The sequence below is a fragment of the Streptomyces rugosispiralis genome, from assembly GCF_024505145.1.
In the GTDB taxonomy this organism is placed as follows: domain Bacteria; phylum Actinomycetota; class Actinomycetes; order Streptomycetales; family Streptomycetaceae; genus Streptomyces; species Streptomyces rugosispiralis.
Map to the genome: position 1 here is coordinate 252794 of NZ_JANIAA010000007.1, position 21267 is coordinate 274060.

Here is a 21267-nt window from a genome sequence, read left to right on the forward strand (position 1 = left end):
CCGCCGAGAGTGCGAGTGGAGTAGGCGGAGGCGCCGCGCGCCCGTCACCCCGAGGGTGCGACTGGAGCACGCGGAGGCACCGCGTCCCGTCGCGCCGAGAGTGTGCGTGGGGAACGCGGCAGGTGCCGCGCGCCCTCCGCGCCGAGCGTGCGGGTGGAGTGCCGCGCATCCCTCACGCCGAGGCCGCCACCACCTCCGCCGCCATCCGGACGGCGATCGCGCGGGCCAGCAGGACGGGGCGGTTCGCGGCCCGCAGGGCGGCGGTGCGCATCCGCTCGGTGTAGCCGATGCAGTCCAGGACGAGCCAGGAGCTGCCGCGCTCGGCCAGGCCGCGCGCGGCGGCGGCCACGTCGTCCAGGACGCGCTCGGCGGGACCGTACGGATCGGCGGCCGCGGCCTCCACCCGGCCGGGCAGCAGCTCCGCCCAGCGCCGGGAGACGTCCTCCGCCTGGGCCGGGTGCGGGCAGACGATGCCCACGGGGTCGGTGCCCACGGCCGCGGCCACGGCCTGCTGCACCAGCGGTTCGGCGAACAGCAGCGGCCGCCGGGCCCGTACCGCGGGGAAGCGGCCGGTGCACAGCAGCAGTGTCGCGGCGGCGCCGTCCCGCTCCGCGCGGGCGACCGCGTCCGCGATGCGCGGGACGATCGCCCCATGCCCGAGCAGCACCGAACGGCCGTCGCGCAGCCGGGAGACCAGCGGAGCCTCCCCGTGTTCGGGGGCCAGCAGTCGGCGGGTCGCGGCCTCGGCGTCACCGTCGAACCGGTCGGCGTCGAGCGCGCCGTGCTCGACCAGGCGCACCCCGGGCAGCAGCGGTTCGGCGTCCGGGCGGAGGTCGGCGCGCGGGGCCTGGCCGATGGTGACCAGGCCGAGGGCCGGGCCACCCGCCGGATGGTCGCGGTCCACGGCGTCCATAGTCTCCGTGGCCTCCGTGGTGTCCACCGTCTCCGTGGTGTCCACCGTCTCCGTGATGTCCACAGCGTGCATGTCCTTCCTCACAGGGCCGTCGACGGGGCCTGCCACGGGCTCGTTCACAGCGCCTTGGTGAGCTGGCCGACGTCGTTGAGGGAGCTTCCGGCGACGAGTCCCGCGCCGACCAGCGACAGATCGTTCTCGGCCTGCTCGTCGGACTCCTTGCGTGCCCGCGCGTCGGCGATCCCGCGCCGCCGCCACACGGTGTAGAGCTGGCGGACGACCAGGGCGCCGAGGACCATCCAGCCGGCCTGGGGCGTGGCCACCAGAAGGCCGGTGGCCAGCAGGACGCCCATCTGCCGGGAGGGCCCGCCGATGAGCTGGACCAGCGCGCCGGGGATCGCCCACAGCAGCATGGTGGTCATGGTGCCGGGCTCGAGGCCGGTCTTGATGGTGGTGACGTAGACCTCCGCGACCGGCGGCACCTTGCCGTCGGAGAAGAAGGCCTTCCAGGCGACGGCGACGACCACCAGCGCCACTCCGAAGCCGACGAGCTGGGCGAGGTACTGCTGGCGCCGCCCCTCGATCTCGAAGGGCCGCCAGGGTGCGGCGTCCCGGCGCAGCAGCCAGCCCGCCTTGAAGTCGTAGCCGAGGTCGGCGAAGGCCGGGCCGGTGGAGGCCGTGTAGCCGACCAGCAGGGCGAGCGGCACGGTCGGGATGTGCAGCACCAGACCGATGATCAGGAAGATCAGGGTGACGGCGAAGGCCGGGAACCAGCCGGAGTGCATCGCCGCCAGCCCCACGATCAGCTGGTGGACGATGGCGGCGACACCGGCCAGCAGCACCCAGCCGACCAGCGCGGGCAGCGAGAGCCCGCCGACCACGCCGCCCGCGATCGCGACCACGACCGCGCCGCAGACGAAGAGGCCCATGCCCTCCAGCAGTCCCCGCCGCAGCTGGGGGGCCTGGACCGTACGGCCACCGTCGGCGCCATCGGCGTCCGCGCCGCCGTCGGCGCTCTCCGCCTGATCAGCCCCATCGCTCCCGCCCTTCCGCGTCCGCATCAGCAGCAGCGCCTGGACCAGGGCGACCAGCCCGGCGCCGATCATCAGCCCGTGCGGCACGTGGTTCGCGCCCAGGTCGAAGCCGAAGTCGGGGGCGTACTGCCCCACGGTCAGCCCGATGCCGAACATGGCGAGCGCCCAGATGTTGCCCAGGAAGCCCACACCCGCGGCGCTGGTGGGCAGCTTGAACAGCGCGCCGACGAAGCCGACCAGGGCGCCCGCGCCCAGGATCGCGGCCTTGCGCCCACCGGTGTCCCCGGCCTTGATCGTCTCGGCCGCCGCGATACCGGCCGGCCAGGAGCCGGTGGCGGGCAGCAGCTTGGAGTCGAACACCCGGTACAGCACCCAGCTGTCGACCGCGAGCCCGATGACGGCCCCGCCGAGCATCGGCCACACCAGGTCGTTACGTCCCAGCGCGAAGGGCACCGCGATCGGGGTGAGCAGGGAGTTGGCCGCGGCGAAGGTGGAACCGGAGATCGCCGACTGCACCAGGTTCTGCCGGTGCTTCGAGCGCATCCGGGTCAGCACGCCCAGCGGGATACGGCCGATGAGCATCGCCACCAGGGCGCCGATCACCGCCGTATTGGGCGACACCCCGAGTGTGGTGATCAGCACGATGCCGATCAGCGCGCCGAGGACCGACAGCACGATGGTCAGGACGAGGGTGACCGGTTCGAAGGCTCTGGGGTGCGACCGCGGTGGGGCGTCCGCGGCCGCGGCGGTGGCCTGGGGGTTCGGGTTCATGGGGACTCCTGCGGGGTCCGGGGCGGGGACGGGTCGGTCGCCCCGGACGGGTCGGTCACCCCTCCGGGGTGAGGGCCTGGAGGTGGGTCATGGGTCCGTACAGCTCGACCAGGCGCGCGAACTCCTCGGCGTCCAGGAAGCGGGCGACGCCGCGACCGAACTCCTTGGCGGTCTCGACGGCGAACCGGGCCGCGACGGCGATGTCGGTCTCGTGGCTGGCGCCGGTGGCGCATCCGGCCACCGCCGAGCCCGCCGTGATCGCGAGGCCGACGACGGGGGCGGTGGTGGCCACGGCGGGCTGGAGGATGGAGTTGAGGTGGTGCACTCCGTTGCCGTACGGAGTGATGTCCTGCGTGGTGATCGGCAGGATCCGCGCCGACTCGCCGGTCACGCTCTCCAGGACGGACACCAGATCCTCGCTCACCCGCAGGATCCAGCCCTGGCAGACCGTGGGCGACAGGGCGACGCCCCGGTGGTTGAGCAGCCGGTTGCCCTTGGTGGTGTCGATGGAGACGACCGCGTCCATCGCGGGCGAGATCTCCTCGCGGTTGCACACCAGGGTGTCCACCGGGGAGTCCATGAAGGGCACGGGGTCGTGCGGCTGGGTGGGGGCCCAGCCGGAGACGTGGGTGGAGAGCGTGACATCGCCGTCCAGGACGTCGCCCCGGGCGTGCATGTCCAGCAGCTTGGCCGCGGCGGACAGCGCCGCCACCGCCCCGTCGGCGTCCGAGACCAGCCCGATCCGCTCCGGGCGGGCGCCGACTCCGCCGAGCCGGCCGAGGATGCCCAGGGTCGGGGCGGCGCCGCCGGACAGCTTGCCGCGGCGGCCGGGGACGGTGACGGAGACGAAGTCCGTGCTGCCCTTGTCGCCCTCGACGGTGCGTACCTCGATCGCGGGCGCCGTCTGCGGGTCGGCTCCGGCCGCGGCCTGGACCGCGCGCAGATGGTCGGCGAGGAGGGCCCCGCTGGTCTGCGGACGGTCGAGGAGTTCGATGATGTCAAGGACGTGTTTGAGCACGGCTGGCCTCTCACGGCGGGTGAAGCGGTGTCGGGATGACGCGGTCGGTCGGGGTGATGCGGTCGGTGACGGCGATGGCCCGACCGGGCATGAGCGGGGAAGCGGTGCGCGGGGCGGGCACTGCCACCGGGCACCGGCCTGGCCAGGGTCCGCCCGGCGTCGCGCAGTGCGCAATGTTTTCTCTATATCCGAGAATGTTTACCCTTTCGTCATGGCCGAACAGACGCCCGTAACCGGCGCCCCACCCCTCCAGACCGCGGACCGCGTACTGAATGTGCTGCTGTCCTTCGACCGGGAGCGCCCGGAGTGGGGCGTCACCGAGATCGCCGAGGAGTTCGGGCTGGACAAGTCGGTGGCCCAGCGGCTGCTGGCCGCGCTCGCCTACCGGGGCTTCCTGGTCTCCGACAAGCGCTCACGCCGCTACCGGCTGGGCCCGGCGGTGTGGCATCTGTCCTGGGTGTGGGAGCGGGGCGGCGGCATGGCCAGCCTGGCCCGGCCCACCCTGGAGGCGCTGGCCGGGGCGGTCGGGGTGAACGCGCTGTTCGCGGTCCCGGACGGAGTGCATATGCGCTGCGTCGCGGCGGTGGACGGGGCCACCGGCCCGCTGCGCTACTACGTGCTGGCGGGCGAGCTGTACCCGGCGCACGCCGGGGCCACCTCCCGCGCCTACTTCGGTATGCTCCCGCCCGGTGACCGGGCCGTACTGCTGTACGGCCGCCCGATGGCGCGCTTCAGCGAGCACACCCTGACCGATCCGGTGCGGCTCGAGGAGCGCTTCTCCGAGGTGCGGCGCGAGGGCTACGCCTACTCCGAGGGCGAGTACGATCCGGACACCGCGGCGCTCGCCGCGCCGGTTCTGGTGGGCAGACGTCCGGTGGGCACCCTGACCCTGGCCGCCACCCCCGAGGTGCTGCGCCCGCGCCGGGAGCAGCTGGTGGCACCGCTGCTGCAGGGCGCCGCCGACCTGGGCCGGGCACTGACGCCCGCCCGGCTCCGGCGCGCCCCGCACCGCGAGCGGCGCTGAGCCGCCAGGCGTCCCGCCGCCCCTTGTGACCCCTCTCGGAAAGGCCCCCTCATGCAGTTGCTGCTGCTGTCGAACTCCGCCGCGCCCGGCCGCGGCTATCTGGAACACGCGCGGGAGGAGATCGCCTCGGCGCTGAACGGTGCGCGCCGGCTCGTCTTCGTGCCGTACGCGCTGGCCGACCACGATGGCTACACCGCCCAGGTGGCCTCGGCCCTGGAGCCGCTGGGCGTGGAGGTCACCGGTGCGCACACCGCCGACGACCCGGCCGGTCTCGTGCGCGGGGCACAGGCGGTGTTCGTCGGCGGCGGCAACAGCTTCCGGCTGCTCAAGGCGTTGCACGAGCGCGATCTGGTCCGGGCGATCCGGGAGCGGGTGGCCGCGGGCGCGCTCTACATGGGCTCCAGCGCGGGCACCAACATGGCCTGCCCGACCCTGCGCACCACCAACGACATGCCCATCGTCCAGCCGCCCACCTTCGAGGCGCTGGGCCTGCTGCCGTTCCAGATCAACCCGCACTACCTCGACGCCAAGCCGGACACCGCCCACATGGGCGAGACCCGGGCCCAGCGGCTCGAGCAGTTCCTCGAGGAGAACGACGTCCCCGTGCTCGGCCTGCGCGAGGGCACCTGGCTGCGCCGGGACGCGGACCGGCTGACCCTGGGCGGCATCGACGCCGGGGCGATCCTCTTCCGCCGTGGCGAGGATCCGGCGGAGCTGCGCCCCGGCGCCGATCTGAGCGCCCTGCTGCGCGAGGAGCCGCGCTTCGACTCCGCCGTGCGCTGACGGCGGGGACCGGGTTACGGCGGGTTCGGGAGGGGTGGGACACAGGGGGTGGGACATGGCGGGTCATAGGGAGGGTGGGACATGACGGGTCATGGGGAGGGTGGGACATGGCGGGTCATGCTGGGATACGCCGCCGACATCACCCCTTACCGAAATTGACCGTAAATCACCGTCATATGAACACGGCACACCTGTCAACGGACACTTTCCAGACAAGTTCTTGTCGCGATCCTGACAGGTCGAGTCCATTGATGGCACTCTTCCCTCGGCCGAGGCGCGGCGCTTCCCACAGCCCGTAGCCGCGCCCGAAGCCGCAGCCACAGCCACGTCACGCCACAGCCACCCTCCACACCACCCGGTCGCACCGCGGCCGCGCCCAGTCGTTCGTCTGCGGCCGGGCGCACCCGGTAACGCCAGGGTGCGCACGCGTTCTGCCCTGCCCGGACGGCGACCCAGCCGCCCGGTCGTCCCGGCCGTGCCACCGCGCGGCCAGCGCAGAAGGAGTCAGCGTGAGATCCCTCCCCCAACGGCACCTCAGACCCAGTGGCCGCAGATCCGGTCGCACCCCGGGCAACCGGGCCATCGCGACCGGCGCCCTGGTCGTCGCGGCGGCGATGATCGGCGTCGGCTTCCAGAGCGGCACGGCCGCCGCCCGCCCGGACGACTCCACGAACTCCGCGAACGTGGCCGACCGCCCCGCCGCCCGCACCATCTCCGGCGCCCCCGACCGCGGCGCTCTCCCCGTCAAGCTGTCCCCCGCCCAGCGCGCCGAGCTGATCCGCGAGGCGGACGCCGCGAAGGGCGAGGCCGCTCAGGACCTCAAGCTCGGGGCCAAGGAGAAGCTGGTCGTCAAGGACGTCATCAAGGACGCCGACGGCACGACGCACACCCGCTACGAGCGCACCTACGCCGGACTCCCCGTCCTCGGCGGTGACTTGGTCGTCGACCGGGCGAAGAGCGGCGCGCCGCTGACCGTCGCCAAGGCCACCAAGGCCCGGCTGACCGTCCCGACCACCAGCGCCGCCGTCGCGCCCGCCGCCGCCGAGAAGGCCGCCGTGCGGGCGGCGAACGCGCAGGGCTCGCGGAAGACCGCGGCCGACCGGGCGCCGCGCAAGGTGATCTGGGCCGCGAAGGGCACGCCGGCCCTCGCGTACGAGACGGTCGTCGGCGGCCTCCAGGAGGACGGCACCCCGAACGAGCTGCACGTCATCTCCGACGCGGCCACCGGCAAGAAGCTGTTCGAGTTCCAGGGCGTCAAGAAGGGCACCGGGAACAGCCAGTACAGCGGCCAGGTGGCCCTCGGCACCTCGGGCAGCTCGGGCTCGTACAACCTCACCGACTCCGGCCGCGGCAACCACAAGACGTACAACCTCAACCGCGGCACCTCGGGCACCGGCACCCTCTTCACCGACACCGACGACGTCTGGGGCAACGGCACCACCTCCGACGCCGCGACCGCCGGGGTGGACGCGCACTACGGCGCCGCCGAGACCTGGGACTACTACAAGAACGTCCACGGCCGCACCGGCATCCGGGGCGACGGCGTCGGGGCGTACTCCCGGGTCCACTACAGCAGCGGTTACGTGAACGCCTTCTGGCAGGACGCCTGCTTCTGCATGACCTACGGCGACGGCTCGGGCAACGCCAAGCCGCTGACCTCCATCGATGTCGCCGCGCACGAGATGAGCCACGGTGTCACCGCGGCCACCGCCAACCTCACCTACAGCGGTGAGTCCGGCGGGCTCAACGAGGGCACCTCCGACATCTTCGCCGCCGCCGTCGAGTTCTACGCGAACAACGCGAGCGACCCCGGCGACTACCTCGTCGGCGAGAAGATCGACATCAATGGCAACGGCACCCCGCTGCGCTACATGGACAAGCCCAGCAAGGACGGGACCTCCAAGGACAGCTGGTACTCCGGTGTCGGCAACGTGGACGTCCACTACTCGTCCGGCATCGCCAACCACTTCTTCTACCTGCTCTCCGAGGGCAGCGGCGCCAAGGTCATCAACGGCGTGAGCTACAACAGCCCGACGTACGACAACCTCCCGGTCACCGGCATCGGGCGGGACAACGCGGAGAAGATCTGGTTCAAGGCGCTGAGCCAGCGGATGACCTCCAACACCAACTACGCGGGTGCGCGCGACGCCACGCTGTGGGCGGCGGGCGAGCTGTTCGGCCAGGCCAGCCCGCAGTACAACGCGGTGGCCAACGCCTGGGCCGGGGTCAACGTCGGCACCCGGATCGCGGACGGCGTCACCGTCACCCCGCCCGGCGACCAGACCAGCATCGTCAACCAGGCCACCAGCCTCCAGATCACCGCGACCAGCTCCAACCCGGGCGCGCTGAGCTACGCGGCCGGCGGGCTCCCCGCGGGCCTGGCCATCGACTCCTCCAGCGGTCTGGTCTCCGGCACCCCGACCACGGTCGGGTCCAGCCCGGTGACCGTCACGGTGACCGACTCGGCCGGCAAGACCGGTACGGCGTCCTTCACCTGGACGGTCAACACCAGCGGCGGCAATGTCTTCGAGAACACCGCGGACATCGCGATCCCGGACGCGGGTGAGCCCGTCACCTCGCCGATCTCGGTGAGCCGGGCCGGCAACGCGCCCAGCAACCTCCAGGTGGGCGTGGACATCGTGCACACCTACCGCGGCGACCTGGTGATCGACCTGGTGGCCCCGGACGGTACGGCCTACCGGCTGAAGGATGCCAGCCTCTTCGACTCGGCGGACGACGTACGGACCACGTACACCGTGGACGCGTCCTCCGAGACCGCGGTCGGCACCTGGAAGCTGCGGGTGCAGGACATGTACGCCCAGGACACCGGCTACATCAACAGCTGGAAGCTGACGTTCTGAAGGCTGTGACGCACTGACGTTCTGACGGAGCCCCGAGGCCGGGGCTCACCCAGGACAGGCGCCGCCAGGGGTCGACCCGACTCCCCCTGGCGGCGCCTCTTTTCCTTCAGGACTCTTACGCCCGCCCGTCCGGAATCCGAAGGTTGATCAGCATTCAACGAACATTTTCCCTTCGACCTGTCGTGAAACCCGTGACATGTCCCGGACTTGTGTGACAGTCTGCCCAACGCATTACGCATCAGTACCTCTTGTTCAGCACCGGGCCGCACTTCCCCGCAGCCCGGCGCTGACCCCCCACAGCAACGAGGAGATCGCGTGCGCAAGACCTTCAGCATGCCCATATCCCCTGCCGGTAAGCGGCGTTCGGCCATCGCGGCCGGTACCGCGGTCGCCGCGGCGGCCCTGCTCGCCTCCGGGCTGAGCACCGGCACCGCGGGTGCCGCCCCGGCCAAGTCCGGCGCCCAGCCCGCGGCGCTCACCGCCTCGGCCCGAGCCGAGCTGCTTCGCGAGGCCAATGCGACCAAGGCGGACACCGCCTCGTCGCTGGGCCTCGGCGCCAAGGAGAAGCTGGTCGTCAAGGACGTCATCAAGGACGCCGACGGCACCACCCACACCCGCTACGACCGCACCTACGACGGCCTGCCCGTCCTCGGTGGCGATCTGATCGTCCACCGCGCCAAGGGCGGTGACGTCCGCAGCGTCACCAAGGCCACCAAGGCCACCGTCAAGGTCGCCTCCACCACGGCCGGGATCGCCCCGAGCACCGCGGCGAAGTCGGCCGTCAAGCTGGCCAAGGCCGACGACACCGCCAAGGCGGCGGCCGACCAGGCCCCGCGCAAGGTGATCTGGGCCGCCGACGGCAAGCCCACCCTCGCGTACGAGACCGTCGTCGGCGGGGTGCAGAAGGACGGCACCCCGAACCAGCTGCACGTCATCACCGACGCCGCCACCGGCAAGAAGCTCTACGAGTACCAGGGCATCGAGACCGGCAAGGGCGAGAGCGAGTACAGCGGCTCGGTCGAGCTCGGCACCAGCAAGGAAGGCAGCGGTTACACCCTGACCGACGCCGACCGCGGCGGCCACAAGACCACCAACCTGGAGAACAAGGAGGACGGCGAGGGCAAGGCGTTCACCGACGACGACGACAACTGGGGCACCGGCAAGCCGGACGACCCCCAGACCGCCGCCGTCGACGCCCACTACGGCGCCGCCGCCACCTGGGACTACTACAAGAACGTGCACGGCCGCGACGGCATCGCGGGCGACGGCAAGGGCGCCTACTCCCGCGTACACTACGGCGACAGCTATGTGAACGCCTTCTGGGACGACAGCTGCTTCTGCATGACCTACGGCGACGGCCAGGGCAACAAGGCCCCGCTGACCGCACTCGACGTCGCGGGCCACGAGATGAGCCACGGCGTCACCTCCAAGACCGCGGGCCTGGAGTACAGCGGCGAGTCGGGCGGCCTCAACGAGGCCACCTCCGACATCTTCGGCACGGCCGTGGAGTTCAGCACCAAGAACACCACCGACGTCGGTGACTACCTCATCGGCGAGGCGATCGACATCAACGGCGACGGCACCCCGCTGCGCTACATGGACAAGCCGAGCAAGGACGGCCAGTCCGCGGACAACTGGTCCGACGGCGTGGGCGACCAGGACGTGCACTACTCCTCCGGTGTCGCCAACCACTTCTTCTACCTGCTGTCCGAGGGCAGCGGCGCGAAGGAGATCAACGGTGTGAAGTACGACAGCCCCACCGCCGACGGCTCCAAGGTCGAGGGCATCGGGCGGGACAAGGCCGAGAAGATCTGGTACAAGGCCCTGACCACGTACATGACCTCCAACACCGACTACCACGCCGCCCGTGAGGCCACCCAGAAGGCCGCCACGGACCTCTACGGCGCCGACAGCGCCGAGGCCAAGGGCGTGGACGCCGCCTGGGCCGGAGTAAACGTCAAGTAAAACCACCTGAGTTACCGCGCGACACTCTGCCGGTGCCCGGGGCCCGAGGCCCCGGGCACCGGTATGTTTTATCCACGGCAAAGCGACATCTTTGTCGCGTTGGGTGGAAGCTTCGCCCAACTCCCCATCACAACTGGAGATACGCGTGGATTCACGTTCGACGTCAGCCATATCCGGCATATCCCGTCTCAGACGCTCGCGTACCGCCCTCGCCGCCGGAGCGGCGACCCTGGCCGCCTCCCTGCTCGCCGCCGGCGCCACCGCCGGAACCGCGAACGCGGCCGCTTCTTCGGCCCCTTCGGCCACCCGCTCGGGCGCCACCGCCGTCTCGCTCTCCCCCTCGGTCCGCGCCGAGCTGCTGCGGGAGGCGGGCTCCACCGCGGTCTCCACCGCGAAGTCGCTGGGGCTCGGGGCCAAGGAGAAGCTGGTCGTCAAGGACGTCGTCAAGGACGCCGACGGCACCACCCACACCCGCTACGAGCGCACCTACGCCGGGCTGCCGGTCCTCGGCGGCGATCTGATCGTCCATGAGTCCGCGAGCGGCGCCTCCCAGGGTGCCGACAAGGCGACCGACGCCGACATCAAGGTCCGCGACACCAGCGCCGCCATCGCCCCCTCCGGCGCCGAGCGGTCCGCGCTGAGCGCCGCGCGGGCCGCGGGCGACAAGAAGTCGGGCGCCGAGACCGCGCGCAAGGTGATCTGGGCCGCCACCGGCAAGCCCACCCTCGCGTACGAGACGGTCGTCAAGGGGGTGCAGAAGGACGGTACGCCCAGCAAGCTGCACGTCATCACCGACGCCGACTCCGGCCGGAAGCTCTACGAGTACCAGGCCGTCGAGAACGGCACCGGAACCGGCCAGCACAACGGCAAGGTCACCGTCGGCTCGGTCAAGAGCGGCAGCCAGTGGCTGCTGAAGGACACCGCGCGCGGCGGCCACCAGACGTACAACCTCAAGCACTCGTGGGACGAGACCAAGAAGGGGTCGGCCTTCTACGACGCCGACAACGTCTGGGGCAACGGCAAGCCCACCATCGCGCAGACCGCCGCCGTGGACGCCCACTACGGCGCCGCGATGACCTGGGACTACTACAAGAAGGTCCTCGGCCGGAACGGCATCAAGGGCAACGGCAAGGCCGCGTACTCCCGCGTCCACTTCGGCGACGCGTACGAGAACGCCTTCTGGGACGACGACTGCTTCTGCATGACCTACGGCGACGGCGCGGGCAACAAGAAGCCGCTGACCTCGCTCGACGTCGCGGGCCACGAGATGAGCCACGGGCTCACCTCGGCCACCGCCAACCTGGAGTACAGCGGCGAGTCCGGCGGGCTCAACGAGGCCACCTCCGACATCTTCGGCACCGCCGTGGAGTGGTACGCCAAGAACGCCAAGGACCCCGGTGACTACCTCATCGGCGAGAAGATCGACATCAATGGCGACGGCACCCCGCTGCGCTACATGGACAAGCCCAGCAAGGACGGCCTGTCCTACGACTACTGGAAGAGCGGTGTGGGCAACGACGACCCGCACTTCACCTCCGGTATCGCCAACCACTTCTTCTACCTGCTGGCCGAGGGCAGCGGCCGCAAGGTCATCGGCGGGGTGACCTACAACAGCCCGACCAAGGACGGCCGCACCGTCAAGGGCATCGGCCGCGCCAAGGCCGAGAAGATCTGGTACAAGGCCCTGACCACGTACATGACCTCGACCACCAACTACGCCAAGGCCCGCACCGCGACCCTCAAGGCCGCGAAGGCGCTGTACGGCGCGACCAGCGCCGAGTACAAGGCGGTCGACAACGCCTGGGGCGGCGTCAACGTGAAGTGACCCCCGCCGGTCGGCCGGGCTTCCGGGCCCGGCCGACCGGTTGTCCCGCCGGTTGTCCCGCCGGTTGTCCCGCCGGCTCCTGCCGTCCGCCTACCGTCCGCCGGTCGCCAGCTGGCACGCCCGTTGGTTCTCCGCGGCGGCGCAGGGCAGATGGCCATGGGTCTCGATGAGGTTCCGCCCGGTGTCCCCGGCCAGATAGTCGAGGAACTTCGAGGTCAGGGAGTTCGCGGGCGGCGCGGTGTAGGTGTACGCGTACTCCGGCTCCCAGAAGGGGTAGGTCCGCTCCCGCACCGCGTCGATGGAAGGCTTGCGGTGAGCGAGGGCCACCAGATGGAGATTCCCCTTCTGGGCGCTCTCCTCGGCGGAATGCAATTCGGCGTAGCCGATCGCGCCGGGGATGTTCGCCACCGTCTTCAACACCTCGCCGGTGCTGTCGAGTTCACAGCGGACGACGGTGTCCCCGGTGAATTTCGGGGTCTTGCAGTTGTCGGACGTTCGCGAGATCTCGTTACGTCCCAGCACCCGGCTCTCGAACACCCCGCGGGTCCCCGATTTCGCGTCCCGGCTCACCAGCCGCACCGGCAGATCGGGCCCGCCGGGCAACTGGTTCCAGTTGGTGATCCGGCCGGAATAGAGCCTGCGGAGATCGTCGAGCGAGAGATCGGATATCCGCACGTCCTTGTTCACCACCACGCTGAACACGGACAGCGCCACCAGATGCTGCTTGAGCTGGGGATTCCCATCCCCGTCCGGGCCGTCGGAGAAGGCCAGATACGACGGGAATCCGCCCTTCGCCGCCTCCCCGGCATCGATCAGCGTCTTCGTACCGCGCCCACTGCCCTGCGCCTGCACGGTGACATGGGCGTCCCGGCAGTCGCTCTGATACGCCTCGCCCGCGTCCTGCGCCACCGGCTTGAACGCGGTCGAGCCGACGATCGTCAGATTCCCCTCGGCACATCCGCGCGGCAGCGGATCGTCCCGCCACAGCTGCACACCGAACGACTGGAGCATCAGCATCGCCAGCAGACTGCCGATGAGCCCGAGCATCCGGTTGCTGGGCCGCCGGAACTTCTCATTGTTCCGGATCCTGCCCTCTTTGATCCGCCCGCCCACATGCGGCGGCTTATCGGTCCCGGCACCCGTCAGCAGCACCAGCAGCTTGAAATGATCCCCCTTGTTCAGCGGCACCCGGGGCAGCGAGATCTCATTGCCCGCACAGACCAGCCCGGGATTCTCCGGAGTCCCGCGCTGCGGCAGATGCCGCAGCAGATCCGGATGACTGGGCTCGGTGACCGCCACATCCCGCACGGTGCGATTGGGAAAGGTCGCGGTGAGCCCACGGTGGTTCGTCGCCGGCGCCGTGATGTAGTCGTCGGCGTCAATGCTCCGGAACCCGTCGTTCTCAATCCGCAACAGGACGAGCGAGGCCCCGGCCAGATCCGGAGTGTTCTCCAGCATCCGCAACCGCTGATGAATCGGCCCGTCCTGGGTGCTGTCATCTATCAACGTGTCCATCTGCACGCGATAGCCGATACGCTTCCGCCCGGGAATCAGCCGCTCATACGACAGCCCCCCGACCGTCACCACGACACCGAGCAGCGCCAGCAGATTCTCGGGCGCCGTCAACTGTTCCAGCCACTTCATGATTGCCCCCCGTGCATGCAATGGCTTCAGGGGGGCGAATGTACGCTCCGGGCACGCACATGTGGCCGATGTGGCCCAGCTCTCATCCAATGTTCGTCCCGCGTTCAACCACGACCTTCGCAGGGGCGCGGGCGGCACGACGCCACCGTGCAGCAAACGCATCTGCCGCACGGCGGCCCCATGCGCGATCAGAGGTCTTCCGGCATGCGGATGGGACGGTCGAAGGGACGCTTCTGGAAACCAGTGCGCAGATTGCGGCAACCGGGCGCCTTGCACATGAAGAACTCCTCGACCGTCTTCCGCCCCGTGCGGTTCTTGAGCCAAGCCTTCTCCTTGGCAGTGAGCCGACGGTGCATCTCATCTGTTCCACAGGTGTAGCAGTACATCTTCTGGTCTCGCACAACACCTCCTGAAACGGGCGGACAGCCAACCCGCGAGCCTATAAGGCCCGTTGAACGACGGACAGCACCGAACCGGACAACTCGGACTCCTCGTTCGGCACCATTTGCATCGAAGGCCACATGCGTCGAGCGCGTCGGCACATACTTGACCAGAGAGCTATAGACCCCCTTCATGACAAAGGAGCGAGATGCCGGATCTGGTGCCGTTCGATGACATTGCACACCTCTTCGAGCACTTCGAACACACTGCCTGGCGACTGGAGACGCAGAGCGGTTACGCGTCCGATCGCAGTGGGGCGAAATGGCAGCGCTGGAAGGCAGGCGAAAACATCGGGCGCTATGAACCCGAACAACCCTGGCATGCCGGTGTCCGGGCGCAGACAGATGCCGGAAAGCGCTTCGAACGGGTGCGACTCGTCGATGACCCACCCTCCGAGGGGCAGCGCTTCCTGCTCGCCTCCGGTCTCGGGAACGTCGAGGCAGGGGAGGACATCCGGAACATGTACAGGTCGGACGCGCAGCGCATCGGCCTGCCGGACTATGACTTCTGGCTCTTCGACTCACAGATCGTCGTGAGGTTCGTTTTCGGCGACGACGGCGCCACCCTGGGCGTGCACGTGGCCGAGGACGCCGAGACAGTGGTTCGGGCTTGCCAGGTGCGTGACGCGGCTTGGCACTACGCGACGCCCACGACGGAGTTTCAACAACGGGTGCGTCCCACCGTGTGAGCGGCGACCACCGCACAGCTCCCGGGAGGGGTCCCGAGCACCTGCGCAACCATCCTGGCTGATGGCCGGGACGTCCCGGTCCCAGACGGCCCACGGCGGGAACGGGATGACATGCGCGACGAGAACACCCATCGGCATCGGCCCCGCCGAGCACGCGCCCCCTTGCGGACGAGCGGGCTCGGCGCGGCCACGCTGGTCGCTGTGGCCGCCCTGGGCAGTTGCTCGTCGTCGCCTCCCGGGCTGGTCGAGAGTGCCGACAAGAAGTGCGACACCATCACCGACCGGTTCACCGGGGACCTGGCCTACGGCAAGACGCTCGGCTCGGATGACCTGACGAAGATCCGCAAGCGGAACACTCTGATCAGGGACCTGCGGAAGGACGTCAAAGAGCTGCCCCAACCCGATTCCACGGCCGACCGAGCCGCGTTGAACGCCTGGCTGGGCAAGCTGGACGCGTACGCGAAAGAGCTGTACACGATGCACAGCACCATTCCGAACCTCAAGCCCGGCATGGAACTGCTGCTCGCCATGACCGCCAACGTCGTCAAGGACAGCGCGGAGGAGGCCGGGGCGGCAGCCAAGAAGGCCGGTTTGCACAGCTGTGCACACGTCAAGCGGTGGGAGTACCTGGTACCGGATTGATCCCTTCAGCAGTGCCAACGGGGCAGGGAATCTCCGGGCGCAGACGGTGCGGACTGCACGCGATCAGGCACACGGACAGGAATCTCTGCCCCGTGAGATACCAGCCGCCGACCACGTCCTCACCGCTCGCCACTCGTTGGCCGGCGCGGGCGACTGTCTCTGCGATCCGAATGGCGTCACGGTCGCGCTTCGAGACGAACGCCACCGTGGAAGCCCGCACTTGCCGACCGAACCACGCGGCCGCCTGCCGCGAATCGGTCCAGGTCCCCTGGACGAATGAGGCGGGCTTGAGCAGCCAGTGAGCGCATTCCAAGGGAACGACCTTGCTGGATCTGAACTCCGGGTGGAGGGAACGCCGGGGGCCGTCCTTGAGTAATTCGTGGGCGGAGCCGAGCCAGGTGTAGCCGTGATGGTGCATGTACTCGCTCTCTCGGTGAGAGCGGCCCCCAAAGAGGTGAGGGCCGCCCGCTTACATCACGCGACTACTGCCGACCGCAGCCGTCACCGTCACCACATCCGCCTTGCTGTCCGCCCTCTGTCGGCCCGTCGTCCTCGGGGTCTTGGCGGACAATGGCCTTGAATCCGCGTAAGCGCATCGAGATGATTCCCTTCGGTGCTGTCGACGCGGGGACTCTCCTCGCGCCGTCGTGCACATGCACCCGTTCCGCGCTGGGCTCGACCTGCCAGGGCTCCGGTCCAGCCGGGACGGGGTCTTTAGAGACGGCTCACCGAGTGATGGCCTTCTTGGTGTGCTCCTCCAGCGCCGCACGCACGAGGATTTCCGCGAGCCGGTTCGCACTGTCGAGCGGGATACGGCCGAGGGCGACCATGGGATGACCCGAGACCGTCACCTCTCCCCGCAGGACCGGCCAGAACAGGCGTTCGTCCTTTTCGCCGTGGGGCATGGCCACGTCCGGAGTAAAGCCGAGACGGCCCAATGCCTCTCGGAGCAGTTCAGCGACCGCTCTCGCGTCTTCTCCGGCCGAGCGGTGACGCTCGGAACGCATGGCGTCGATGGCCTCTTCAGTGATTTTCATTTGGCTGCACTCCCGCAGGTGTTCAGTGCGGGAGACGTTACGGCGGGTGCGCGGACGGCAACAACGAGATTGCGGATAATTGCGGCGGCTACCCGAGAGAGTCAAGAGCCTCAGCAATGAGCGCTCTGGCGTTCGAACCGTAGACAGCCATCGAAGCGAGCTCGCTGAACGCTCGTCCGTACATGGCGATTTCACTTGGTTGCGTGACGTTCACCTGAGCGGTCAGCAGCTCCACTTCAACCTGAACATCATCAAACATGCTAAACGTTTCCAAGGGCCACATGAGACGGGGAGCGGTACGCGGGATAACTCCGAGAGACACGGAGGGAAGAGCCATCACAGCTAGAAGGTAAGCAAGCTGCTCGACCATCTCAGACGGCGTGCCGAATCGGTAATAGAGCACGTCCTCCTCGACCAGCAGGGCAAAACGGTGATCACCCTCATGGATAATGCGAGAGCGATCCAAACGAGCCTGCACGGCGTCAGACACGTCGTTGGGCGCCTGCCGGAAGTCCGCAATTATCGTCAGAAGTGCAGTCGCGTACTCCTCCGTCTGGATAAAACCGGGCACCACTCGGGAGCAATAGATGCGGAACCTGTGCGTGCGCTCAAACAAGGGTACATAGGATTCTTGGAGGCGGCGGAGTCCCGTACGGTGCAGCCGCCTCCATGCGACGTACATCTGATCGGCTGTACGGGAGGCCGCTATGAGATCGAGGGCTTGATCATCTGCTCCACAGGCAGTACACCAAACCCGAATATCCGCATCGGAGACAGCTGCTTTCCCGTTCTCGATACGAGAATTCTTCGCTGGATGCCAGCCGCATAACGCAGCCAACTCACGCCCTGTCAGGCCAGCTTCCTGACGGATCTCACGCAGGCGAGCTGCAACGGCTGCGCGTGCTCTTTGAGCGCTTGAGGACGGAGACGCGGGCATGAGTTGGTCGACTCGCGTATGCAGTTCAGACCTTGAACTCCCCATGCGGAGTAGCACGTTGCCACACCGACTCGAAAGCAGCGGAGCAAAGCTTCACGACATCCGGGTCATCACTGAGCGACGGACCGGCAGAGGCCCCATCGCCAGTGAAATGATTGAACTCAACCAACTGGTCATCGAACACCCAGAAGTCATTTCCGGGCAGAGCTAGATCCGAAGCCTGCCTTCGAGGCAACCAACGCACCAGCTCGCCTGCCTCGATGTTGTGGATCGTGCCCGAGTACTCGAATCGGATGTATTCACTCACCGGCTCCGAAATAATCCGAGCCCGTCGCATGATCACACCCCGCCCGACTGCCTCGGATACGAGCTCCTTCCACGGCTTCCAGTATTCGAGGTTGTCCCACTTTCCGGTTTCCCGCCACCTGCGGAAGTCTCCGGATTCGTAGTCGACCGCGTACGTGTCGCGCATCTCCAGGTGTACGGCTGACTTACGGCAGTCGGCCAGCAAGTCAGCGAATGATGGTACCTTCTGCGACATCGCATGCCTCCCTTAATGCCTGCACCATCCGCGCAGGAATACGAATCACCGCCTCATGCTCCGGAATCGACCCTGTTTCCAAGCACTCGGCGACGGTCACGTCGTCGACCGTCCACCCCTGCAGCACCAAGTCCGCGTTCTGATCGTCCACCCAGACAGTGGGCGACTCATTGGTTCCCGTGTTCGGGTCTTTCGCGATGAACCGCAGCGCCATCACTGCCTCCTGTGCCGAGCATAGTCACGGACAGTGGGCGACTCTTCACCTGTGTGGTCGCTCGGTCAAGAGCGCACGCACCCCGAAGGGGAGCGCGAAAAGGCGCTCGCCGTGAGCCCACCACCGAGATCAAAATTCGGCGACTTGATCGAACTGACCGGCCTTGGCGGCGCGTATGAAGGTTCTCAGGCGCGTCCGGGTGGTCGTGAGTACGACTTCTGGCTGCTCGCTCTCGCGGAGCATTATCGCGTCGTGCTCCCCTTCGGCGACGTTCACGCAGGAGGCTGATTCCTGGCAGTACGACGACTGCCGCCAAGAAACCGGGGTCATGTGCTGCTCCTTGTCACAGTTCCTGGATAAGGCCATGGATGAAGTCACGGGACTCCTCCGGCTCCAGAGCGATGGCCTCCATCTTGCCGATCACCAACCGATACTTCTCCAACTGGGCTTCCGCGTCGAGCAGGAGGGAGCCGTGCGCCTGCTCCAGCAGAACCGTGTCGAGTTGAGGAACGGGGCCGGCGAAGTAGTTGATCGACTGACCGGACCCGGCGAACGTGCCGCTACGGAACGGGATCACCCGGATAGTGATGTGGTCCCGTTCGCTCATGTCGATCAAGTGCTTGAGCTGCACGCGGGATGTTTGCCGCCCGCCGAAGGGCATGCGGAGGGCGGCCTCGTGGATCACCGCCTTGCATAGGGTGGGACTGTCGGCGCAGAGAACGCGCTGTCGCTTGATGCGGTACGAAACGCGGTCTTCCACGTCAGGTGGAGGGAGCGTCGGCACCCCTTCGGCGAAGACAGCGCGTGCGTGGTCGAGCGTCTGGAGCAGTCCCGGGATGTGGAGCACGGTGGCCAACACGAGTTCCGTTGCGTGGTGTTCGAGCTCGGCGATGTCGAGTTGCCCTGGGGGCAGCACGTCCCGGTACTCCTCCCACCAGCCACGTTGCTGTTTGCCCGTCATGGCGATGAGAGCGGCGAGGAGGGCATCGTCGCCACACGCGTAGTTCCCGGCCAGCGTGCGGATGCTGCGTTCACTGAGCCCGAAGCGCCCCGTCTCGATGTTGCTGATGCGAGCCTGCTGGGCTCCGATCAGTTCAGCTGCCTCCCTCGTGTTCAGGCCCGCACGTTCGCGGAGCTTACGCAGCTCGACGCCCAGACGTAGCTGACGTGCGGTCGGAACTGTCCTTGGCGGCATACGGCCCTCCACAGTCGCACAAGTGATGCAGCGGTCACCGGAAGAGGTTCAAAGTTAGATGCTTCCAGGTTTTCCGTAGAAGCAATTCAACCCCTCACCCTACTCTGTGATCCAGGCCACTCCAGGCGGCAACCCCACGATTGCTCTGTGGCTGGCCCCCATCCGTCCCAACTCCGCCTTCCAGCAAGGAGACACGCATGGCCACCGTATCCCCCGAGCAACCTGCGTCCGAGCCCTTCGACCTCGGCAAAGAACTCCGCGCACTCGTCCTCGCCACCGCGCCCCGCCTCTTCGCCGTAGCCCGGATCCACCCGTACGAGGACACCGGAGAATCAGACGTGGAGATCGCGGCATGGGGCATGGCCAATGAGGACGGACGTACCGAAGTGGTCGGACCGGGGCAGCGGTTGGCCCTCGCATCGCCCGAGCGGGTGGCCGCGTGGTTCTCCCGGGGCGAGGTCACCGCACAGCTCGTATGGCTCGCCCCGGCCACCGCCGCCACGCTCGGTCCCGACCTGGCCGCCTAGCGGAGGAAGCCCATAGTGGCCGCGACGGCCTGGCCGTAGTCAACGGACCCTGTCGGTTGGGCGGCTGACCGTCGAAGGGCTCACCGCTCCAGCGCCCCGCTCCGCCTCCTCACGGGCGCGCAGATCGCCGTGGAGACGGGCGAACACCGCGCACACCACCGGCATGACCACCGGGGGCAGCAGGAGGAGGGCCACGGCCGTGGGGAGGATCATCACCAGCACGCCGGTGATCCACACGTTGTCGTCGCTGAGCCACAGCATGCCGAGTCCGGCGGGGTGGGCGAGGGGAGCGGCCGCGTAGCGGGCCGGCCAGAAGACGAGCACGGCGGCCGCGGCGACCAGGGTGCCCAGGCCGAGGGTGCGCCATCGTGCGCGGCGGGTCAGCACCCAGGAGCGGTACAACGCCACGAACGGGGAACGGCGTTCCAGCACCGTCTCGGCGGTGGCCAGCGACAGGCGGGAGTACAGCAGCGGGCCGAGACACCAGATGGCGATCGGCAACACCCACCCCACCAGCGTGTACTGCCAGGACGCGGTTTCGCCCAGCGGCGTGGTCTCCACACCGGGCACCTTGTTGCCGTCCACGAGGCTGAACAGCACCAGGCCCGCCATCACCACGGCGCCCACGGCCAGCCCGGTCAGCGCGTTGACCATGAGGGCGGCGGGGAGGCGCCGGCGGGTGCGCCGCCAGAGCTCGCGGGTGGTGAGCGGTCCGCCGTCGCGCGTGGCATGGGAGTCGCCGATGGCGTACGCGGTGTGCAGGACGGAGACGACGAGGAGTCCCAGTACGAGCAACAGCAGCGACACCACGAAACCGACCCTCACCAACGGGGGCAGGCCCCCGTCGGCGTAGGCCACGTAGGAGTCCTCGTTGGCGATGTTGCGGTCCGCGTAGTCCCGGACGCCCTCGAAGGTGTCCCATGCCGCCGCGAATCCGCCGGCCACGATCGCGCAGCCGAGCACGGCTGTCAGGGCGGACACGTGGAGGGTGAAGCCGTACAGCGCGCCGCGGTAGCGCCTGACGACGCCCAGCGACGACCGGAGCGCCCCGCCGATGCCGCCGCCCGGCCGCTCGGGGGGATCACCGCCGATGCCGTCGGCCGCCCGGTCGGTCGACTGGGTTCCCTCGTGCGCCATGACCTGTTCCGACCTCCGTGCGGCTACGTGGTGACGGCAGCCAAGACGTCATGCCGGGCGCGTGGGTTCC

The 21267-nt window shown here is 68.7% G+C and carries 20 protein-coding genes and 1 pseudogene; 8 read left to right on the top strand and 13 right to left on the bottom strand.

Annotation, left to right across the window (positions count from 1 at the left end; translation table 11 throughout):
- Positions 1–172 precede the first annotated feature (172 nt).
- The 3 genes from NP777_RS14975 to NP777_RS14985 are packed head-to-tail and all read right to left on the bottom strand — an operon-like array spanning position 173 to position 3736.
- Entirely contained in the window at positions 173–985 is an 813-nt protein-coding gene (locus NP777_RS14975; RefSeq protein ID WP_308405126.1) for an AroM family protein, read from the bottom strand.
- A 44-nt stretch (positions 986–1029) separates the two neighbouring features.
- Positions 1030–2718: an OPT family oligopeptide transporter gene (locus tag NP777_RS14980; protein WP_256650626.1), complete on the bottom strand. Its 1689-nt coding sequence runs from the start codon at positions 2716–2718 to the stop codon at positions 1030–1032.
- Positions 2719–2773: 55 nt separating this feature from the next.
- Positions 2774–3736 (bottom strand): DUF1177 domain-containing protein, encoded by a 963-nt coding sequence (locus NP777_RS14985; protein WP_256650627.1) that lies wholly within the window; start codon positions 3734–3736, stop codon positions 2774–2776.
- A gap of 211 nt (positions 3737–3947) precedes the next feature.
- Between NP777_RS14985 and NP777_RS14990 the strand changes: the two genes are divergently transcribed.
- The 5 genes from NP777_RS14990 to NP777_RS15010 all read left to right on the top strand — a co-directional run bounded on the left by NP777_RS14990 (position 3948) and on the right by NP777_RS15010 (position 12194).
- Positions 3948–4760, top strand: a complete 813-nt coding sequence (locus NP777_RS14990) for an IclR family transcriptional regulator (protein WP_256650628.1) — start codon at positions 3948–3950, stop codon at positions 4758–4760.
- A gap of 51 nt (positions 4761–4811) precedes the next feature.
- Entirely contained in the window at positions 4812–5543 is a 732-nt protein-coding gene (gene pepE / locus NP777_RS14995; RefSeq protein ID WP_256650629.1) for a dipeptidase PepE, read from the top strand.
- A gap of 614 nt (positions 5544–6157) precedes the next feature.
- Entirely contained in the window at positions 6158–8404 is a 2247-nt protein-coding gene (locus NP777_RS15000) for a M4 family metallopeptidase (RefSeq protein WP_256650682.1), read from the top strand.
- Between the two features lie 333 nt (positions 8405–8737).
- Positions 8738–10369: a M4 family metallopeptidase gene (locus NP777_RS15005; protein ID WP_256650683.1), complete on the top strand. Its 1632-nt coding sequence runs from the start codon at positions 8738–8740 to the stop codon at positions 10367–10369.
- A 145-nt stretch (positions 10370–10514) separates the two neighbouring features.
- A complete protein-coding gene (locus NP777_RS15010) occupies positions 10515–12194 on the top strand; it encodes a M4 family metallopeptidase (RefSeq protein WP_256650630.1) in 1680 nt (559 codons plus the stop codon).
- Positions 12195–12284: 90 nt separating this feature from the next.
- On the opposite strand, the gene NP777_RS15015 is transcribed toward NP777_RS15010, so the two are convergent.
- Both NP777_RS15015 and NP777_RS15020 read right to left on the bottom strand, forming a co-directional pair.
- Positions 12285–13838, bottom strand: coding sequence for a phosphate ABC transporter substrate-binding protein (locus tag NP777_RS15015; RefSeq protein WP_256650631.1), 1554 nt, complete (start codon positions 13836–13838; stop codon positions 12285–12287).
- A 188-nt stretch (positions 13839–14026) separates the two neighbouring features.
- Positions 14027–14239, bottom strand: a complete 213-nt coding sequence (locus NP777_RS15020; RefSeq protein WP_256650632.1) for a hypothetical protein — start codon at positions 14237–14239, stop codon at positions 14027–14029.
- A gap of 188 nt (positions 14240–14427) precedes the next feature.
- Here NP777_RS15020 and NP777_RS15025 point away from each other — a divergent pair, with 188 nt between their 5' ends.
- Both NP777_RS15025 and NP777_RS15030 read left to right on the top strand, forming a co-directional pair.
- On the top strand, positions 14428–14967 hold the full coding sequence (locus tag NP777_RS15025; RefSeq protein ID WP_256650633.1) for a DUF6879 family protein: 540 nt from the start codon (positions 14428–14430) through the stop codon (positions 14965–14967).
- A gap of 111 nt (positions 14968–15078) precedes the next feature.
- Entirely contained in the window at positions 15079–15609 is a 531-nt protein-coding gene (locus tag NP777_RS15030) for a hypothetical protein (protein WP_256650634.1), read from the top strand.
- A 725-nt stretch (positions 15610–16334) separates the two neighbouring features.
- On the opposite strand, the gene NP777_RS15035 is transcribed toward NP777_RS15030, so the two are convergent.
- The 7 genes and pseudogenes from NP777_RS15035 to NP777_RS15060 form a co-directional block, all read right to left on the bottom strand.
- Positions 16335–16646 (bottom strand): hypothetical protein, encoded by a 312-nt coding sequence (locus tag NP777_RS15035; protein ID WP_256650635.1) that lies wholly within the window; start codon positions 16644–16646, stop codon positions 16335–16337.
- A gap of 88 nt (positions 16647–16734) precedes the next feature.
- Positions 16735–17262: a DUF5753 domain-containing protein gene (locus tag NP777_RS48075; protein WP_308405130.1), complete on the bottom strand. Its 528-nt coding sequence runs from the start codon at positions 17260–17262 to the stop codon at positions 16735–16737.
- 108 nt (positions 17263–17370) lie between these two features.
- Positions 17371–17628 (bottom strand): annotated as a pseudogene (locus tag NP777_RS48080) (helix-turn-helix domain-containing protein); the annotation flags it as partial.
- Positions 17609–18124, bottom strand: coding sequence for a DUF6879 family protein (locus tag NP777_RS15045; RefSeq protein WP_256650637.1), 516 nt, complete (start codon positions 18122–18124; stop codon positions 17609–17611). The gene NP777_RS15045 and the pseudogene NP777_RS48080, both read right to left, overlap by 20 nt.
- Entirely contained in the window at positions 18096–18338 is a 243-nt protein-coding gene (locus NP777_RS15050; RefSeq protein WP_256650638.1) for a hypothetical protein, read from the bottom strand. The genes NP777_RS15045 and NP777_RS15050 overlap by 29 nt, the downstream gene beginning before the upstream one ends.
- Positions 18339–18467: 129 nt before the next feature.
- Positions 18468–18704 (bottom strand): DUF397 domain-containing protein, encoded by a 237-nt coding sequence (locus NP777_RS15055; RefSeq protein ID WP_308405131.1) that lies wholly within the window; start codon positions 18702–18704, stop codon positions 18468–18470.
- Positions 18682–19533 carry a helix-turn-helix domain-containing protein gene (locus NP777_RS15060; RefSeq protein ID WP_256650640.1) on the bottom strand — a complete coding sequence of 284 codons (852 nt, stop codon included), beginning with the start codon at positions 19531–19533 and terminating at the stop codon, positions 18682–18684. Before NP777_RS15060 ends, NP777_RS15055 begins: the two co-directional genes overlap by 23 nt.
- Positions 19534–19730: 197 nt before the next feature.
- Between NP777_RS15060 and NP777_RS15065 the strand changes: the two genes are divergently transcribed.
- Complete coding sequence (locus NP777_RS15065; protein ID WP_256650641.1) at positions 19731–20060, top strand: hypothetical protein; 330 nt, start codon at positions 19731–19733, stop codon at positions 20058–20060.
- A 39-nt stretch (positions 20061–20099) separates the two neighbouring features.
- On the opposite strand, the gene NP777_RS15070 is transcribed toward NP777_RS15065, so the two are convergent.
- Positions 20100–21197: a hypothetical protein gene (locus NP777_RS15070; protein ID WP_256650642.1), complete on the bottom strand. Its 1098-nt coding sequence runs from the start codon at positions 21195–21197 to the stop codon at positions 20100–20102.
- Between the last annotated feature and the right edge of the window lie 70 nt (positions 21198–21267).

Bases quoted from the DNA above. Each gene is read 5' to 3' on its own strand.
- NP777_RS14975 (WP_308405126.1), bottom strand. From the start codon at position 985: ATGCACGCTGTGGACATCACGGAGACGGTGGACACCACGGAGACGGTG.
- pepE (WP_256650629.1), top strand. From the start codon at position 4,812: ATGCAGTTGCTGCTGCTGTCGAACTCCGCCGCGCCCGGCCGCGGCTAT.
- NP777_RS15000 (WP_256650682.1), top strand. From the start codon at position 6,158: ATGATCGGCGTCGGCTTCCAGAGCGGCACGGCCGCCGCCCGCCCGGAC.
- NP777_RS15015 (WP_256650631.1), bottom strand. From the start codon at position 13,838: ATGAAGTGGCTGGAACAGTTGACGGCGCCCGAGAATCTGCTGGCGCTG.
- NP777_RS15005 (WP_256650683.1), top strand. From the start codon at position 8,738: ATGCCCATATCCCCTGCCGGTAAGCGGCGTTCGGCCATCGCGGCCGGT.
- NP777_RS15045 (WP_256650637.1), bottom strand. From the start codon at position 18,124: ATGTCGCAGAAGGTACCATCATTCGCTGACTTGCTGGCCGACTGCCGT.
- NP777_RS15060 (WP_256650640.1), bottom strand. From the start codon at position 19,533: ATGCCGCCAAGGACAGTTCCGACCGCACGTCAGCTACGTCTGGGCGTC.
- NP777_RS15050 (WP_256650638.1), bottom strand. From the start codon at position 18,338: ATGGCGCTGCGGTTCATCGCGAAAGACCCGAACACGGGAACCAATGAG.
- NP777_RS15035 (WP_256650635.1), bottom strand. From the start codon at position 16,646: ATGAAAATCACTGAAGAGGCCATCGACGCCATGCGTTCCGAGCGTCAC.
- NP777_RS14990 (WP_256650628.1), top strand. From the start codon at position 3,948: ATGGCCGAACAGACGCCCGTAACCGGCGCCCCACCCCTCCAGACCGCG.
- NP777_RS15065 (WP_256650641.1), top strand. From the start codon at position 19,731: ATGGCCACCGTATCCCCCGAGCAACCTGCGTCCGAGCCCTTCGACCTC.
- NP777_RS15055 (WP_308405131.1), bottom strand. From the start codon at position 18,704: ATGGCCTTATCCAGGAACTGTGACAAGGAGCAGCACATGACCCCGGTT.
- NP777_RS15070 (WP_256650642.1), bottom strand. From the start codon at position 21,197: ATGGCGCACGAGGGAACCCAGTCGACCGACCGGGCGGCCGACGGCATC.
- NP777_RS14980 (WP_256650626.1), bottom strand. From the start codon at position 2,718: ATGAACCCGAACCCCCAGGCCACCGCCGCGGCCGCGGACGCCCCACCG.
- NP777_RS15025 (WP_256650633.1), top strand. From the start codon at position 14,428: ATGCCGGATCTGGTGCCGTTCGATGACATTGCACACCTCTTCGAGCAC.
- NP777_RS15030 (WP_256650634.1), top strand. From the start codon at position 15,079: ATGCGCGACGAGAACACCCATCGGCATCGGCCCCGCCGAGCACGCGCC.